This is a genomic window from Vibrio sp. 1557, from assembly GCF_033340175.1.
Classification (GTDB): Bacteria; Pseudomonadota; Gammaproteobacteria; order Enterobacterales; family Vibrionaceae; genus Vibrio; species Vibrio alginolyticus.
Genome location: NZ_JAWOVZ010000001.1, coordinates 680089 through 696581 on the forward strand (window position 1 = coordinate 680089; position 16493 = coordinate 696581).

Genomic DNA, 16493 nt, shown 5'->3' on the forward strand with positions numbered 1-16493 from the left:
CATTGACTTCAAGTTGGCTTTAAGTTGTAGCATGCAACTAAGACCTTAACAAATCAAAAACTTGAGGAGAGAAAAATGCTGCTTTTAATGGGATTGCAAGCGGTGCTAATAGGGATTGGTGCCACTTTGATAATGGATTTATGGGCATGGTTACAAAGGAGAGTGTTTGGTATTCCTTCATTAAACTATGCGTTGGTTGCGCGCTGGGTTTTGTACATGCCCCAAGGAAAGCTTATGCATGCGCCAATTATGGCGTCAGAGGCGATGCCGGGAGAAAAGTCACTTGGCTGGTTTTTGCATTATGCCATCGGCGTTACTTTCGCTTTGGCTCACGTTACTGTTTTTGGTCATCATTGGTTGGTAGAGCCCAGTCTAATGCCCAGCTTAATTACAGGCGTGGTAACGTTGATCTTCCCATTTTTGGTCATTCAACCTTGTCTAGGATTTGGTTTTGCTGCGAGTAAAACCCCAACACCTTGGAAAGCCCGTTTTCTTAGCACATTGGCGCATTTGGGTTATGGTTTGGGTTTATTCATAGCCGGGTTTGCAATCAAAGTTACGAGCCAGTATTTTGCATAGATAAAATGAGCATCATGCAAACGAGTGGTTTTTATCTATGATGCTCAACTCTTGGTTGTTTTTTGCGCTTTGCTCATAGTTGACCGATATGTCTAAAGTCTGTTGCATTTATCCAAGACGTAAAGTCGGCGGACATTTAACATTGCCTTAACGTCAGAATGGCAAGCGGTTTACCAAGAAAAACTAAAATTATCTGGTTTGACATAAAGAATATTAAGGGTTTCAGATGGCTTCAAAAGTGGCAGGGATATCAATACTGAGTTTATTGGCAGCGCCAGTTGCGATGGGAGAAACAGCCAGTGCTTATGATTTATGTTTGCTAGACAAAATAAAGCAAAGCAAAGGTGAAGAAACCATAAAGAGCATTCGCGCGCAGTGTGAGCTTGACACAGTAACCAGCACAGTGCCCGCAGATCCAGAAATTGAAGAGCCTGAAGAACTTCAGGAAAGTTTGGTCGACAAGCGTTTGGAATCAGAACGAGAAAACGCGTTCGAACCGTTTAGCCTAGTCGCGCATCGCGTTAACTATATTCTTCCGTTTACATACAGTGATCGTGTAAATAAACGCGCGTATGCCGACACCAAATACGGCGATGAACTGCGTAAGGAAGAGGCGGAGTTCCAAATCAGTTTTAAAGTACCAATGAACTATGATGACTTGTTGTTTGATGGCGATGGTCTGTTTTTTGGAATGACTCTTAAATCATTTTGGCAGGTATACACGGGTGCAGCATCTCGTCCATTCCGTGAAACCAATTATCGTCCAGAGCTTTTTTACTACACCCCAACAGACTGGAAACCACTTGATGGTTCGACTTGGTTAGGTTTTGGTATTGAACATGAGTCTAACGGTCAGAGACAGGAGCTATCGCGCAGTTGGAACCGTGTCTATGCCAACTTAACCTTTGCAAAAGACAATTTTGCGGTTTCTATCCAGCCTTGGTGGCGTATACCTGAAGATGAAAAGACATCGCCTAATGATCCCAAAGGTGATGATAACCCGGATATCGAAGACTATATGGGACACTTTGAGCTATCGAGTGCTTACAAGTGGAATGGTTACGAGTTTACCTTTTTAGGTCGCCAGAACTTTCAAACACATAAGGGTTTTGCAGAACTGGGTGTGTCATTTCCGATTTGGGGCAAAGTTCAGGGGTACGCACAATACTCAGCGGGTTATGGTAAGAGCTTGATCGACTATGATCATAATCAGCAGCGGATTGGTGTTGGTATTGCAATCAACGGTGTTTTGTAGTTTTTCGTAGATGGATAGAAATTAACACTGGCAATTGAAATTTCAATATTTAGAATGCGAGGCTGAAATTGATTTCTAACCTAGAGTGATTTTATGCTTCGTGATTACACCTTCGATTGTCTTGTAACTATGCCTCGCCATGAGCTGGAAGAGTTTAGTGCTCGTATGATCAGTAAAATGGTGCCAGAAGACGTGATGAATGAGCTGTTCACTTTTGATCAAGAAGAAGTGGATAGTGAAGACCGCATGTTGTCTGCACGTCTTGATGCAATGCTACGCATGACAGCAATCGCACTGAGTGAAATTCAACAAGCGTTTGATGACTCAGACAACGCAAAGCAAAATAGCGAGCGAATGACGCGATTGGTGCTTTGGCATTTCTACGCGATCTCATTCCGTTTGGAAGAGGCCATCACGCTAGAAACACACTGTGCGCTAGTGGAAAAACTAATCGAAAATGCACCTTCGGATGTTTTTGCGTGGGTAAAAACATTGACGGAGCTGCTGCACACTTACGCTGAAATCAACGCGAAAGAGAATCCTCAAGACTAAACACCTGTCGTTTATCGTTCAGTAAATTAGAAACAAGGCGAGCCATTTGGATCGCCTTGTTTTTTCGCGTCAGATAAACCTTCGGGTTTGAAATACCAAACAAGCCTAGACTCAGATTTGTTCGTTCACTAGCGAACGGCGTGATTCCTTCTTACACTAAATCAAGGTGTTTGTTGCTAAACAAGCAAATGCATGACTAAGTCGTGTATTATTTTCCACTTAAATGCGGATAATTTATGTCGAAGAACCTTCTGGTTTTTAAATTGGAACCGACTATTGAGCGTGTACGCTTTCCAGCTGAGCTTCATCTATCTAAAGGAAGTGAACGATGGATCCGTTAACGCAAGGTTTATTGGGTGCAGCTTTGCCACTGGCGGTGAGCAACAAGCGAAACCTTGCAGTTGTTGGCGTGTTGGGCGTGGTCTCTGGGATGGCTCCGGATTTAGATGTGCTAATCCGTTCTTCAACTGATCCTTTGCTGTATTTGGAATACCATCGCCAATTTACTCACTCGCTCTTGTTTATCCCGTTTGGTAGTTTCATTTGTGCTTTGTTGTTGTATCCATTGTTCGCAAAAAAGCGAGGACTAAGCTTCCGGCAGAGTTGGTTTTACTGCGCGCTTGGTTATAGTACCCATGCGTTATTAGACGCATGCACCAGTTATGGAACACAGCTTCTATGGCCGATAAGCAACACGCGTTATGCTTGGAACACTATTTCGGTAATCGACCCCGCGTTCACACTCCCTATTTTAATATTGCTTTTGTTTGTTGCACTGAAGCGAAGCCCAAACTATGCCCGCATTGCATTTTTATGGTGCCTGGCTTACCTAAGTCTTGGAACGATCCAGCGAGATAGAGCAGAAGTAGCTGGTTGGGAAATCGTCAAAGAGCGACAACACAACGCTATACAATTAAAAGCCAAACCAAGTTTCAGCAATCTTTTGGTTTGGAAACTAATTTATGAAACGGAAGAGAGCTACTATGTAGATGCCGTAAGGGTGGGGCGTTCAATAAAAATTTACCCTGGCGAATCAACTCCAAAGTTAAATATAAAAGAGCAATTTCCGTGGCTAAACCCGCAATCGCAACAAGCAAAAGACATCGAACGTTTCCGTTGGTTTTCAAACGGTTTTGTAGCGACGGATCCGAATAATGAAATGCGAATTGTTGATATGCGTTATTCCATCGTACCAAACCAAATTAATGCGTTATGGGGCATCAATCTATCCCCAAAAGCCAGCGCAGACGCGCACGTTGAATACACTGCTCATCGAGGAAGTACTACAGAAGATCGCCAAGTTTTTTTCAACATGCTTACGGATTTTGAGTGATGGTTTTACTTTGGATGTCGATGCGGTTTCGTAATAACTATTACGCAGACTGAAAGTCCTTTACTAGGGTCGGCTTGCTAGCGAAGAAAATCTTGCCAAACAGGGACTTGTACTTCCAGCCAAGAGACAAAAGCCGTTTAGCTAAGTTCTTGTTTTCAATGATTGCAACCTCAACACCTTGGTAGTGGTAAGGATTGCTTTTGATGTAGTCGATAAATGCAGTAAGCACGCCTTGCCCGCGAACGGAGGGTGCAAAGTTGACTGCTACAATAGAAAAGCGTTGGCTACCTGCTGGGCAACGGACTAAACAGTGCCCAAGAGGATGAGTAATAGTCTCAGAAAATTCAGGAAAAGGGCGAGACTCAAGCTCTTGAGAAAGCGCATCGTATCGCTGACATAGATAAGAAAATAGTTGTTTCGCTTCGCTGTTCATATCGGTGCCGCTTTTGTGTTGCTTGGTTTGAAGGCATTGATGTCTCAAACATTGTAACCATAGATAGCAACACAAAACGCGGTAAACTTTTTCAGTAATGATTTCCTATTTTTGAAACCTAAATTGTTACAAATGAAGTTGATTGGGTTTTATATGGTAGTTGTGAACGAGTATTTCTAGTTGAAGGGAGAATACGCTGGTTACTGGATTCTTACTGGAATTCCTTTGTTAAAAGGCGAGCTGCTTGGTTTAATGCCGCTCGTTTAACTGCGAGTGGCATCTTTTGTATTTCGTCACCTTGTACAGCGACGATGGGACATGATGTGGGATCTTCTATCCTAGCTCTTCATGGTCTAAATTATCTCATTAACCACTCAGAGCTAGATTCTTAGTCTCGCCAAGGCTCGCTGGACTGACACAAAAACATCGTTAAACTCCTGTTATTAAATTATTTGGTCCGCCTTTGCCTACTTTTGAACGCTTAACTAGGCGTTACTCCAAGTGCTTAAATTGCAATGCCACAAGTCGCTGATACAACTCACAGCTTTGCATTAATGATTGGTGGTTACCGACATCGACTAACTCGCCATTGTCGAGCACCGCAATTTTATCCGCATGTTGGATAGTCGAAAGACGATGAGCAATAATCAGCGTTGTGCGTCCTTTCATTAGAGCTTCAAGTGCTTGTTGAACGTGATGTTCACTTTCACTATCAAGGGCGCTGGTAGCTTCGTCTAGCAGTAAGATTTTTGGATCTTTTAGAATCGCGCGAGCAATCGCAATACGCTGCTTTTGTCCGCCCGATAGCCTAACGCCGCGCTCCCCTAAAAAGCTGTGATAGCCTTCGGGAAGCTTCTCAATAAACTCATGGGCATGGGCTTTTTTCGCGGCTTCGATAACTTGTTCATCCGTCGCTTCAGGATTACCGTAGCGAATATTATGGAAAACATCATGGCTAAACAGCGCTGGTTGTTGTGGTACGAGCGCCATTTGACGTCGAAGCTCGTTTGGATCGAACTGTCGAATATCTTCACCACCAAACAACACTTGCCCTTTTTGCGGATCATAAAAGCGTTGCAGCAGTTCGAATAGTGTTGTTTTACCGGCACCAGAAGGGCCGACCAACGCCAACACTTTTCCTTGTTCAGCAGTTAGATTTAATTCTTTGATTGCTGGTTGATTTGGTCGAGAAGGGTAGTTGAAACTCACCGAATTAAAGTTAACCTCAGCAGGCATGTCGGAACGGACAGGCAAATAGTTGCTTGGCGCTTTAATATCACTGTCTACTTGAAGGATCTCAATCAGCCGTTCGGTAGCACCTGCGGCTCTTTGCAATTCACCCATGACTTCGGAAATGGTTGCAGTCGATGAGGCAACCATAATGGCATAAAACACAAATGCGGCTAGGTCACCCGCAGACATTTTTCCGTGAATCACATCGCTGCCGCCTATCCAAAGCATGCCTGCAATCGCGCTGAACACAATCACAATAACGCCTGATATCAGGATCGCGCGCTGTTTTACTCTCTGTCTGCCTACTTCATAAGCTTTTTCCACCTCGACAGCGAAAGCCGCTCGTTCATGCGACTCTGAGCTAAAACTTTGCACGGTTTTAATATGTTCTATCGCTTCTCCAGCGTAGCTTCCGACATCGGCCATTGAGTCCTGACTTTGGCGAGAGAGAGCACGCACGCGTCGTCCATAAAACAAAATCGGAACCAGAACCAAAGGCACAGAAGCAAGCACAATCAGCGTGAGCTTAACGTTGGTAGCGAATAACATAATGATGGCACCAAAACACATCAAAGCGCTACGCATCGCCATCGAGAACGATGAACCAATAATGCTTTGCAGCAATGTGGTATCGGTAGTCAGGCGCGACATTATGTCGCCGCTACTGTTGGTCTCAAAATAGCTCGGATGCAGCGTAATCACATGGTTAAACACCGCAAGGCGAATATCCGCACTAACGCGCTCACCTACGGAAGAGACAAGGTAAAAGCGAAAGAAAGTCCCAATGGCAATACACAATGTTACACCGACAATAAACTGAATCGCATTGGTAAGCTCTTGCAGTGATTGCTGAGCAAAGCCTTGGTCGATAAGAATGCGCACTCCATAGCCAACGGATAACGTCAAACTTGCTGTCGCGACAAGGGCAACCAAGGCCGCCGCAACCCGCCATTTATAAGGTGCAATAAAGGTGCTGAGTTTAAGAAGAATGCTGAGATTTTTGTTATTTTTTCTGCTCATGAGTGACTCACAAAGCGTTTTAGGTACCTGGCATAGTAAGCCAGTTTGGTTGATGAGACCAGTGGGGCTCTGGTTCGAGTAAAAGACGCCATTTTACTGAGGCTAGGGTGGGCTATTTGACCCCAAGGAATCAAAGAATTGTCAGGGGAAGTTACTTCAATTAGCCAACTCCACGGCACACCAATTTTCCATTTGAATTTCTAGTGAAGAATATAATGCTTTAGAATTAGTCTATCCTTACCTAAGCGTTTGGTTTATAATGAATTTATTCGATTAGGTTCTAAGCTTTCAATAAGCAGGAGGCTGGCTTAATGCCACAAGTAATAAACTGGTACGATATTGCTGAGAAATTGTTGTCTTCACAACCCGGTGAAGGATGTAAACCTTTCTTGGATGCTTACGATAAGCTCAAGCTCGGTGATGTTTGTGGTGCAGTATCGGCACTAGAAGAATTAAATGAACTGCAATACTACTTGAGCACCATAATGCTTGAAATTCAGTTGGTTGAATTGGGGGGAGATGTCACTCAGTTACCGTTATTCACACTGGGCTTACGTGAAAATGTACCTGTTGAGTCGCTGAAAACCTCTGAGATCTATCATGAGTTGAACCGAACTTGGACAGAAAAAGTTGCTGTCTTATTACCTTATGATGATGTCATGTATCGTAACCAATACTCCCGTAGTGATGGCGCATTGGAGGGTGTGATTCGCGCTCTCTGTGCCCAAGGCAAGCACGAAAAAGCGATACCTTATGCAAAGGCATCTAATACCTACAATCGCGAGTACGTAGCAGAGTCATGGGCTGAGATTATCCGAGGATTAGCCGATGGGAAGCTAAAAGATCAAGCAATTTGTAGCTTGAGTTCTCTTGGTGCACTTAGACCAATGATTCAAGACGGGGGGGATGAGGCGGCTGCCTATGGCACAGCTATTGAAACATTCGCAACCATCAACTTAGACAGCAATCACCCTGAAGTGCAGCGTTGTTATAAAGGATTGTTACGTCTTGCTCGTCATTATGCGCCAAGAGATTGTCGCTCTGGCGGTACATTTCGTGCAGCTGTCGCAGCGGCGAGGCTTGCAGGAAAACAAAATTGTGAGCGATGGTATGAAATTGCTGAGTCGCTAAGTAAGTATATCTGGAGTGCAGATCTCAATCAGAGAGCTAGCATCGCTTTAGAATTGGCATCCTATCAAATGGAAAAATGCTCAATTGAGGCTTTAAAGGAACATGTTGAACTGATTGGGTATGATTGGTCGGCTATTGATGACCCTGTATTTATCCTCAACCAATATGTAGACAGCAAAAGTCAGCACAAGCCAGATGCCGACACTGAACTGGCCAATGCAGTAAAAGCTGGCAAAGATGTTTGTGCACTAGTTGAACAAAGGATGATTGATGAAGACAAAAAAAATCCATTCGGCGCAAAAGAAGAAAATCGGTTAAAACTAGGGTGTAAGCTTTGCCTACCCGATGATGAACTAGAAAGGCTATACTCGGAAATTGCTCCTCGCTGGCAGAAATCGGCTCTAATAAATGGTGTTGCGTGGGGTTTTGAAGGGCAACCAGAACGTATATTACCCTATCTAATTAAGGCGTATCCAGAAGGAGATGAATTTGGTAACTACACAAAGCGTCTTCTTCCCTATTTAACTACGGAGTTGTTAGATAAGGCAGAAAAATTCTATGTAGAGAGTGAACAAAATAAACCTCTAACGTTACTTGCTGCTTATTGGTTTACAAAGGGAGATTTGTTAAAAGCGACAAGAGTTATTGGTAAACTTGGTAAGGCGACGTCAGTTGAAGAGTGGACGCCGTATTATCGTAGAGGGTTCCGTGCAGATAAACCGTTCATCACTATTGGTGAAAGCGAAAATAGTAAGAATGAACGGCCTTATTCGGGAGAGGTTGCAGATATTCCTTCGGTCATTAAAACATGTAAAACTGCAACTGCACTATTAGACGCTGTCAAGAAGCACTGGCAGGATGAAGCGTTTGTTCATGCAGTATTAAAAGCAGCTCAGTTGAAGAAATATCAAAAAAACTATGACGATCGCAGTGCTATCATTCAGCTGTTTATTGTCGCAGGTAGAGTGGATCAGGCTGTCGCATTGATACCTTCAGTGAACAAAGGGAAAAGTAAGCCAGGCGATGGTGATTATGCAGTGGAGCCACTAAAGGTTGTTCTTGACTATTTAAATGACTGCCCTGAACAAATAACACCTGAATTATTGACTTCATTATTGAATGAGGTTGCTAAAGTATTCCCTCAATGGGTGTGGAAGCTATTTTTCCAGTTAAGTCGATTAAGTTGTCGGCTTTCTATGCCATCTCGTGCTGAGCTGATGACTGAAATATTGGCAGTGAAACAGAAGGGATATCGACGACGTTTTGATCATGTGACTTTCTACTTGGGAGTATTAAAAGGCACGTTAGAAGTAGAAGGGTATAACGAACGTAATAAGTCGGAAATAGAATCCTGGTTTATGACTTTGAGTGAGCTAGTTCGTGGAGACTCTATGTATGTCGATTCAATCTGGATTATCAGTCAGTATGCCAACCTGAAAACTCATTTGCCTGAAGATATTTGGCAGCAATGGAGTGCAGATGTGTTAAATGTCTTGTACAGCTGTCAAGGGTTCAGGGGAAAACTCCATCCATCGCAACTATTTGAAGGTGCTTATCGTCATTTATGGTCTGTGAATGATGACAGTATCATGGGGTTGTTTTTACAATCAGGACAATTACCTCAACATCTTCATGCGGAGATTTGTAGAAGTATCTGGAAAGACATTCACCTTGCACCCAATCCGTTTGCAGTATTAACAATGACGCAACCTGAGCAAGCATCGACTGATGTCATGAAGCGTGAATTCGTTGAAGCATTGAGTCGGGTACTTATTCAGGAAAATCATCCGGATGCGCATCGTCTTAAAAACTTAATGGCATGAAGCGAAGAAATTGCGCAAGGGTGAATCTTTGCGATCTGACTTAAATTTTGTGTCAAGCTAATAACGAGAATGAATGGTTTGATAAGTTTCTAATCATGGGGGCAAGTTTTGCGTTTTGCTAAATGCAAGACTTACCCTAAGTCAAAGAAGAGCGGATAAGGTTACTTGTGTTAATTTGGTACTAATTCAGACCTGATCTGACAGTTACCCACTTGTTTCGTTATTCGCTTGGCGTTTTAAGTGCTCGATAAACTCCGGGATCTTCTTGGCTAAGTGTTTTCTTGAAGCGTAAAAGGCATACAGCACCAAATCTTCGGGTTCATATTCCAGTTCGATCACTTCCAGATCTCCTGATTCGATTTCTTCATGGCAAAACTCGACAGGTAGAATCGCAAACCCGAATCCTGCTAACGCGCCGGCTTTTGCAAGTTGCCCACTGTTGACCTTAAATGCAGATTGTACTCGTTGACTTATCAGTTCTCCTTCCGAATTTCTGAAAACCCAAGGTGTTCCTTTCAATGCAGTAAAGCTGCTGATACAAGGAACGTGCTTCAAATCGGTAATTTTGAAAGGTCTCTGACGTGTGTGCAATAGCTTAGGTGATGCGACCACAATACTCGGCCAACGCTTGATCTCTTTTGCAATCCAATTGCTGTCTTCAAGCTTGCCGCGGTGAAAACTCAAGATAACGTCAAACCCATCGAGCAAGTCCTCTTTAGGGCTTAGGTTCGTCTCGCAATTCAATGAAATAGCAGGGTACTGAGCACAAAAAGAGACGACGGCTTTAGCTAGTTCTGGTGAATCTGGCATGACAACGTTGAGCTGCCCCATGACCTCACGAGAGTGTTGCGTCACTTCTTCAAGCGCATCATTCAGTTTGTCTAACAAAGGCTGTGTGCGTAAATAGAGCTGTTCTCCAGCGTCTGTTGCACAGATTCGTCGAGTCGTTCTGTCGAATAAACGCACATCAAGCTGTTCTTCAAGTAACGCAATATGGCGACTGACATTTGATGTCGGCAGAGATAAAAACTCGGCGGCTCTTTTGAAGCTATTGTTCTCGTAGACACAATGGAAGCTTTTTAGCCATTGCTGATCAATTTTCTCAAGCATCTCCATTAATCCCATTTGGTTGGATTATAAAGCCAATAAGTTGCACTTTGTTACTTAAAACAGGTTTATACAATGCGAGTTACCGTTGTTTGGGCATAAAGGTTTTCCAATGAGTTGGTTAGAAAAACTATTAGATAAAAAGAACATCATTAATACGCGTAAAGCGTCGATTCCGGAAGGCGTATGGACTAAGTGTCCGTCTTGTGACCAAGTGCTGTATCGCATCGCGCTCAAGGAAAACTTGGAAGTTTGCCCCAAGTGTCAATACCATTTGCGAATGTCTGCGCGACATCGTTTAGATAGCTTCTTGGACAAAGGTGAGCGTATAGAGCTTGCTAGCGAATATGAGCCGAAAGATCTGCTCAACTTTAAGGACAAGAAACGCTACAAAGAGCGTCTTGCTCTCTCTCAAAAAAGTACTGGCGAGAAAGATGCGTTGGTCGTAATGAAAGGCGAGCTGTTGGGCTTACCCATCGTGGCTTGCGCGTTCGAGTTCTCTTTCATGGCTGGCTCGATGGGGTCGGTTGTGGGTGCTCGTTTTGTTGATGCCGTGAATACGGCGATAGAGGAAAATTGCGGGTTAGTTTGCTTTTATGCGTGTGGTGGCGCACGTATGCAAGAGTCGCTGATGGCTTTAATGCAAATGGCAAAAACCAGCGCTGCGTTGGAGCGTTTATCCAATGCGCGCTTGCCTTATATCTCGGTATTGACCGATCAAACCTTTGGTGGCGTCTCGGCAAGCTTGGCAATGCTGGGGGACATCAATATTGGTGAGCCTGAGGCAAGAATCGGGTTTGCAGGGCGTCGTGTGATTGAACAAACCGTGCGAGAAAAGCTACCGGATGGCTTTCAACAAAGCGAGTTTCTGCTTGAGCATGGCGCTTTAGATATGATTGTGCAAAGGCACGATATGCGCGAGAGGATAGGCGGGTTGATAGCAAAACTCACTAATACAAGCATCCGACTAGAAGTTAAGTAATTGCGGTTGGCTCATGCTTTATATGTTCTTTGAGATATTTACTGATATGCAATCGATTGATTTAATAGCGTAAAGGCGGCTTTTCGATTCATTTCAATTAAGTATTGCTTTTCGATATAAGATACTGATTATAAATTGATTTCATAAAAAAACTTCGGCATCATTCAATGCTTGATTTTGAGGATGATTATCATCACGGCAAAAATTAGAACAACTTATAATGCGAGGCTAGGGAACGATGGAACCAATGAAAAATCACTATTTAGAGATACCTGAAGAAAGAAAATTGCGTATTTTTCGTGAAGAAGACGAACGTTTCTATAGTTTTTGGGAAAAAATGCTTGATGAAAAACAATCTTTTTATCAGCAACCTCTCAAAAGAATGAAAGGCGATGCTTGGCATTCGCTCCGCTCATTCTTCACTGCTTCAAAATATGGACAACATCATGCCTCGCCAGCTTATATAAAAAGAGCGCTTGAGTTACTGAATAACGTGTACTTACTGGCCAATCATTCAGAGCAAGTTGTTGAATTCTCCGTTGGGCACCGACATTGTTCGGAAGTAGGTAACCGTTCTGTTGCAGGGGGAACGATGGATGCTTGGTTGGATGAAATCTGTTTAACGATGGCCGCGAGAGATTGGCGCGGCGTAGAGCTGATGACCATCATGGATGAGTCGTTAGTGCGTTTAAAAGATCCATTCGATGTTGCGCTAGTCGAGTTCGTTAACGGTGTATTTAGCAATTCATCAGCGTTACCTGAGTTATTGCAAACTGTGATGGAGAAATCTTCTCCGCAATACTTAGAATCAACCAGAGTGCCCTATGTACATTCTTTGTTTATTCCATTTGTGAATGTGTTTGTTGCCATTATCGATGGCGATGAGGCGCATTATCAAGAAGCACTGAAAGATGCGTTAGAGGCGCATTACCAGTTCTACATGAATGAAGATGTTCGTTATTCGCCAAAAGGGAATGTTTCTTTGAAACTGATTGGTCTTGCTGCATTGGCATACGATAAGTATGGCTGGACAATTCCAGAAACCGCATATTTGCCGAAATGGCTCGTTTACGGTGAACAGGATCTTTGTTCTAAATAAATCATTAATAGAACACCTTATGTAGTGTCTGCAGCAATGCCGTTCGGCAGCACCTCGAGCAAACATGTTGCACCTTATCCTGCCTTTCAGCTGTGAAAAGTTGAAAGAACTTCAACATACTTTCGCTACAGAAAAGGGCATTTGGTTTGGTAATCCGCAAGTCACGGCACATCCACATCAATCCATCGTTGAATGGTATGTCGGTGACTACCTGCTCAGCCTTGGTGACGAAGAATTAAGGTTATTTTTCAACCAGTTACTCGGTGGTAAGACATAAGCTTATCAATATGCGAGCTTACTAACACGCCATACGTGACACTTCATGTATTCTTAATTGAAGCGAAGAAGAGGATTTATCAATGTCAAAAAGCTCCAAGCTTCACAATGAAGACAAACTGGTTAAGAAGGCACTAGAGATTGGTGGGAAGATGGCGAAGCTACAAGGCTTTGATCTTCCACAGTCACCACAACCTCTAAGAGTAAAAGCGATTTACCTATTCTTGGTCGATGCCAAACAGATCACGCCATTACCGGAAAGCAAGCTAGATGGCGCAAGCATCAAACACCGACTAGCAGTATGGATACACAGTGCGTTGCCAGACAACGACCCTCTAAAGTAGAAAGCCTGAAGAAGTTACATAGGTCATTAATTAACAAGGCGAGCCAGATGGTTCGCCTTGTCTGATCTTGGCAAGTGCACCGAGGTCTTCTAATGTTTCGTTATTATTGATTTACAAAACAGCATCAAAAGGGCTAAAGATAAAGCCAGAGAAGCGCTACAATGCTCGCGTTGCAAGAGTGCAACCAAGAATACTCATTTACAGAAGCCTTAAAGTAACCATACATGTCTAAAGATTTCGAATTCACTACAGAATACACACTCGACAAGCCTTTCTTTGCTGAGTGTTATGATCAAACTAGCCAGCCAACGAAGTTCCCGCATGCTTACCTAAAAGCGATATTGTTTCTAATTTTTGGCGTGGTCTTATTGGAGTTTGAACTGCTACCTAACGGTTATGTCGGTTGGTTCTTTATCGTATTGAGTGTGATTGAAGCGTGTAGCGTTTACTTCAAAAGAACCTGGTGGCTATGGCGTCAAACCATCAGTTCAAGCCGTGGCAGCAAAGTAGTGTTTGAAGTTAATGCAGATGGCGTGCGCTATAAAAGCGGTAAAATCGATCGCAGCCTCGCTTGGAGTGAAATCGACCAACTCGAACAAACCGATTTGGGCTTTATCCTTCACCTTGGTAAACAACGCCAATACATCAGCAAATCTTGCTTAAACGAAGAAGTGATCGCGTTTATGGTAGAGCAGCACGCAGCATCAAAAGCGAGCTAACCAGCTCATATCAAGCTGGAATGAGCGATCGAAAAAGTAGGTGATATATGATCGAACATTGTAACAAGTATATGGTCGATTCTGAATCAATGGGGTTTGATGTAGAAAGCTAATAAGGCTTAGAGGTTTCTCTTTCGGACATACTGCTTCGGTGTCATGCGCGCAATCTGCTTACACTCTCTAGTCATGTGTGCTTGATCGGAAAAACCTTGCTCCAGCGCCAATTCCGATAAAGTAAGATCGGGTTGCGCTCGGAGTTGCTCTAAAGTGTGCTTCACTCGTTTAATGCGTTGGTAATGTTTAGGAGTAATCCCCAACCATTTCTGAAAATTGCGCTCTCTCTGGCGCTGACTGATGGTCCCTGTAGGTTGTTCAATAATGTGGCCGACATACTGCGGTTCATATTCCTCAATCAGTGTTTGAACCCAGCGATATAACGTAGAAATCCTTGCATATGGCGAACGCGCTGTTTGCAGAGACTCAAATGTTGCTAGCGCAGAAGAAGCCAAAGGGTGGTCGTCTTGAATCCGCAATAGCTGTTCTAGACGTTTACCAAATAGTTGATAACCAACAGCAGGATGAAAGCGTACGCCAGTCATCACCGCGCCTGGCGGTAGGCAGACCTGATGTGCGAGAATGCTTATAGGCAGTAGGACAACCCCCGGCGTTTGCCACTCACCATCCATTTGTACTTCATTCTGTAAAATGAATACCACACCTGTACCAGCATCACTGAGTAATTGTTTACGTACGGTTTGCGTCGTATCAGGTTTGACGGATGCTGACCAAATGGCTTGAACATAGCCAGCTAAAGCCTTTTGAGGTTTTAAAATATCAAATTCTAAGTTCAAATGAATCATCCTATTTAACCTCAACTTAAATGAGAAAGTGATACACATGTACTTTTCATCATATAAAGTTGAGGCATAAGCAGTGGCTTACAAGTAAGAACCGTCAAATAGAATTATCGAGGTTTATAGACTCCAACCTTTGGCTTAAATGCCTTAACTATTCGGTTCCAACTATTGATCGCGTTGATCGCAATTGTTAGGTTGACCATAGCTTCTTCTCCAAAGGTATTCAAGGTCAGCTGATAGGTATCATCATCTACTGGTAGGCCAGCAGTTAGTAATTCAGCCCAGCCAAGCGCAACGTGTTCTGCATCGCTGTAGAATGGCATATCTTTCCATGCACTAAGCCCCCATATGCGTTCCGGCTTTTCACCTAACTTAAGCGCATCTTTACTATGCATGTCGATACAAAATGCACATTGATTGATTTGCGATATGCGTAACTTAACCAGTTCCCATATGATCATGTTCATAGTTTCTGATTGGCTAAATTGTTCATGGAAGTAAGCTTCCTGAGCGTATAGGATTTCTATTGCTTTTGGCGCTACTTCAATATAGTTGAGTCGTTTTTTCATGGTCATTCTCCTCTGTTTTTTACATAGTAAAAAACGCTCTTAGCAAAAGATTGAAGATTTTCGACATGCACTCAATAAAATTAGATAAAAGAGTGAACGACGAAAGCGAAAAGTGTACCTATTGGAAACCAAGAAAACTTATGCCAATTAACAAAGTATTGCTCTAAATAATGCGACTTAAGGTTGGCGTCTATTTTTACTCCACCACCTTCCGTAAACGAGCAAAAGGTGCTGAGTTACCTATATACACACCAGCCGCAACGATAAAGACGCCTAAAATATTTTCCCATTGAGCCTGCTCACCAGAAATGAACGAAATCAGTAGAGTGAATACCGGCATAATATTAAATAATGGAGACATCTTATCTGGACCAAGAACGATAGCGCCTTTCATCCAAAAGTAATAAGCAATCAAAGTTCCAAACAGGCTCATGTAAGCTATTAATGCTAGGTCTTTAAATGTTATGGCATTTAAGCTACGGCTAAAGTCGCCGTGGTACATCGCTATAGCGACCATTTGAATGGCACCAATACTTAACACCCAACGTAACTGCTGAGTTACTGGGATATGAGATGTTAAACGCTTCGCTAGAATTGTGTATAAACACCCACTAATTAAAGCAAATAACATGTATAGATCACCAATATTACTATTGCTGCTAATAGAATGAATATTTCCCCCTGTAATGACGATTACCACTCCACAAAAGCTGATTAGTGCACCTAAAATAGTTTTAACCGAAATGGAAGTTTTGAGAATAAAGCCCGACAACAAGATAGTGACAAGTGGTAGGTTTGCCTGAACAACCGCTGCGTTAACTGGGGTAGTAAATCTCATTGCAGAGAAAATAGAGAAGTTTTGGATAGTTACACCCACGGTTGCTATAACAAACAACGACAACATACTTTTTCGTGTGAGTTTGGCTCCATATGGAGAGCGTTTAGTACCTCTTATCAGTAAGAGTATTAAAGCTGCAACGGAAAATCGTAACGTCGCTGAATCCAAAGGAGAGACATCGCTATTAATAGCCTTTATTACGTTAAAGTTACTAGACCAAAAAAAGATAGCGACAACAACACCGCACCAAATTGATAAATGCTTAGACATAGATCTTCCTGATAAAAATTAACTTGACGCGATAATGCTATATATTTCATATTTGATTTTTAATAGCCAAATT

General features: G+C 42.9%; 15 protein-coding genes and 1 pseudogene. 10 read left to right on the forward strand and 6 right to left on the reverse strand.

Annotated elements, in window-relative coordinates; translation table 11 throughout:
• The first annotated feature begins 75 nt into the window (after positions 1–75).
• From R7070_RS02940 to R7070_RS02955, 4 genes are all read left to right on the forward strand, one after another.
• Positions 76–579, forward strand: coding sequence for a DUF2938 domain-containing protein (locus R7070_RS02940; RefSeq protein WP_005376471.1), 504 nt, complete (start codon positions 76–78; stop codon positions 577–579).
• A 226-nt stretch (positions 580–805) separates the two neighbouring features.
• Complete coding sequence (locus R7070_RS02945; protein ID WP_017820977.1) at positions 806–1834, forward strand: phospholipase A; 1029 nt, start codon at positions 806–808, stop codon at positions 1832–1834.
• Between the two features lie 93 nt (positions 1835–1927).
• The gene (locus tag R7070_RS02950) at positions 1928–2386 is read left to right on the forward strand and encodes a hypothetical protein (protein WP_005388759.1); all 459 of its coding nucleotides are present in this window, start codon (positions 1928–1930) and stop codon (positions 2384–2386) included.
• 328 nt (positions 2387–2714) lie between these two features.
• Positions 2715–3719 carry a metal-dependent hydrolase gene (locus R7070_RS02955; RefSeq protein WP_256900070.1) on the forward strand — a complete coding sequence of 335 codons (1005 nt, stop codon included), beginning with the start codon at positions 2715–2717 and terminating at the stop codon, positions 3717–3719.
• A gap of 40 nt (positions 3720–3759) precedes the next feature.
• On the opposite strand, the gene R7070_RS02960 is transcribed toward R7070_RS02955, so the two are convergent.
• Both R7070_RS02960 and R7070_RS02965 read right to left on the reverse strand, forming a co-directional pair.
• Positions 3760–4152: a hypothetical protein gene (locus tag R7070_RS02960; RefSeq protein WP_005376463.1), complete on the reverse strand. Its 393-nt coding sequence runs from the start codon at positions 4150–4152 to the stop codon at positions 3760–3762.
• Between the two features lie 492 nt (positions 4153–4644).
• Positions 4645–6405 (reverse strand): ABC transporter ATP-binding protein/permease, encoded by a 1761-nt coding sequence (locus tag R7070_RS02965; RefSeq protein ID WP_256900069.1) that lies wholly within the window; start codon positions 6403–6405, stop codon positions 4645–4647.
• Between the two features lie 311 nt (positions 6406–6716).
• Here R7070_RS02965 and R7070_RS02970 point away from each other — a divergent pair, with 311 nt between their 5' ends.
• Complete coding sequence (locus R7070_RS02970; RefSeq protein WP_149192053.1) at positions 6717–9359, forward strand: hypothetical protein; 2643 nt, start codon at positions 6717–6719, stop codon at positions 9357–9359.
• 204 nt (positions 9360–9563) lie between these two features.
• On the opposite strand, the gene R7070_RS02975 is transcribed toward R7070_RS02970, so the two are convergent.
• A complete protein-coding gene (locus tag R7070_RS02975; protein ID WP_165439074.1) occupies positions 9564–10469 on the reverse strand; it encodes a LysR family transcriptional regulator in 906 nt (301 codons plus the stop codon).
• A 109-nt stretch (positions 10470–10578) separates the two neighbouring features.
• Here R7070_RS02975 and accD point away from each other — a divergent pair, with 109 nt between their 5' ends.
• The 5 genes and pseudogenes from accD (at position 10579) to R7070_RS03000 (ending at position 13886) form a co-directional block, all read left to right on the forward strand.
• Positions 10579–11448, forward strand: a complete 870-nt coding sequence (gene accD / locus R7070_RS02980; protein WP_149192051.1) for an acetyl-CoA carboxylase, carboxyltransferase subunit beta — start codon at positions 10579–10581, stop codon at positions 11446–11448.
• Positions 11449–11686: 238 nt separating this feature from the next.
• On the forward strand, positions 11687–12547 hold the full coding sequence (locus tag R7070_RS02985; RefSeq protein WP_149192050.1) for an immunity 49 family protein: 861 nt from the start codon (positions 11687–11689) through the stop codon (positions 12545–12547).
• 40 nt (positions 12548–12587) lie between these two features.
• Positions 12588–12824 (forward strand): annotated as a pseudogene (locus R7070_RS02990) (threonine aldolase); the annotation flags it as partial.
• Positions 12825–12906: 82 nt separating this feature from the next.
• A complete protein-coding gene (locus R7070_RS02995; protein ID WP_005376453.1) occupies positions 12907–13167 on the forward strand; it encodes a DUF5062 family protein in 261 nt (86 codons plus the stop codon).
• Positions 13168–13391: 224 nt separating this feature from the next.
• On the forward strand, positions 13392–13886 hold the full coding sequence (locus tag R7070_RS03000; RefSeq protein ID WP_149192049.1) for a YcxB family protein: 495 nt from the start codon (positions 13392–13394) through the stop codon (positions 13884–13886).
• Between the two features lie 119 nt (positions 13887–14005).
• Here R7070_RS03000 and R7070_RS03005 read toward each other — a convergent pair whose 3' ends face one another.
• The 3 genes from R7070_RS03005 to R7070_RS03015 form a co-directional block, all read right to left on the reverse strand.
• Complete coding sequence (locus R7070_RS03005) at positions 14006–14746, reverse strand: helix-turn-helix domain-containing protein (protein WP_005376444.1); 741 nt, start codon at positions 14744–14746, stop codon at positions 14006–14008.
• A 104-nt stretch (positions 14747–14850) separates the two neighbouring features.
• The gene (locus R7070_RS03010) at positions 14851–15312 is read right to left on the reverse strand and encodes a carboxymuconolactone decarboxylase family protein (RefSeq protein WP_005376442.1); all 462 of its coding nucleotides are present in this window, start codon (positions 15310–15312) and stop codon (positions 14851–14853) included.
• Positions 15313–15508: 196 nt separating this feature from the next.
• The gene (locus R7070_RS03015; RefSeq protein WP_149192048.1) at positions 15509–16420 is read right to left on the reverse strand and encodes a DMT family transporter; all 912 of its coding nucleotides are present in this window, start codon (positions 16418–16420) and stop codon (positions 15509–15511) included.
• Positions 16421–16493: the final 73 nt, after the last annotated feature.

What these genes read in the sequence shown, in the direction of transcription:
- R7070_RS02940 (WP_005376471.1), top strand. Translation starts at nt 76, where the DNA reads ATGCTGCTTTTAATGGGATTGCAAGCGGTGCTAATAGGGATTGGTGCC.
- R7070_RS02945 (WP_017820977.1), top strand. Translation starts at nt 806, where the DNA reads ATGGCTTCAAAAGTGGCAGGGATATCAATACTGAGTTTATTGGCAGCG.
- R7070_RS02950 (WP_005388759.1), top strand. Translation starts at nt 1,928, where the DNA reads ATGCTTCGTGATTACACCTTCGATTGTCTTGTAACTATGCCTCGCCAT.
- R7070_RS02955 (WP_256900070.1), top strand. Translation starts at nt 2,715, where the DNA reads ATGGATCCGTTAACGCAAGGTTTATTGGGTGCAGCTTTGCCACTGGCG.
- R7070_RS02960 (WP_005376463.1), bottom strand. Translation starts at nt 4,152, where the DNA reads ATGAACAGCGAAGCGAAACAACTATTTTCTTATCTATGTCAGCGATAC.
- R7070_RS02965 (WP_256900069.1), bottom strand. Translation starts at nt 6,405, where the DNA reads ATGAGCAGAAAAAATAACAAAAATCTCAGCATTCTTCTTAAACTCAGC.
- R7070_RS02970 (WP_149192053.1), top strand. Translation starts at nt 6,717, where the DNA reads ATGCCACAAGTAATAAACTGGTACGATATTGCTGAGAAATTGTTGTCT.
- R7070_RS02975 (WP_165439074.1), bottom strand. Translation starts at nt 10,469, where the DNA reads ATGCTTGAGAAAATTGATCAGCAATGGCTAAAAAGCTTCCATTGTGTC.
- accD (WP_149192051.1), top strand. Translation starts at nt 10,579, where the DNA reads ATGAGTTGGTTAGAAAAACTATTAGATAAAAAGAACATCATTAATACG.
- R7070_RS02985 (WP_149192050.1), top strand. Translation starts at nt 11,687, where the DNA reads ATGGAACCAATGAAAAATCACTATTTAGAGATACCTGAAGAAAGAAAA.
- R7070_RS02995 (WP_005376453.1), top strand. Translation starts at nt 12,907, where the DNA reads ATGTCAAAAAGCTCCAAGCTTCACAATGAAGACAAACTGGTTAAGAAG.
- R7070_RS03000 (WP_149192049.1), top strand. Translation starts at nt 13,392, where the DNA reads ATGTCTAAAGATTTCGAATTCACTACAGAATACACACTCGACAAGCCT.
- R7070_RS03005 (WP_005376444.1), bottom strand. Translation starts at nt 14,746, where the DNA reads ATGATTCATTTGAACTTAGAATTTGATATTTTAAAACCTCAAAAGGCT.
- R7070_RS03010 (WP_005376442.1), bottom strand. Translation starts at nt 15,312, where the DNA reads ATGAAAAAACGACTCAACTATATTGAAGTAGCGCCAAAAGCAATAGAA.
- R7070_RS03015 (WP_149192048.1), bottom strand. Translation starts at nt 16,420, where the DNA reads ATGTCTAAGCATTTATCAATTTGGTGCGGTGTTGTTGTCGCTATCTTT.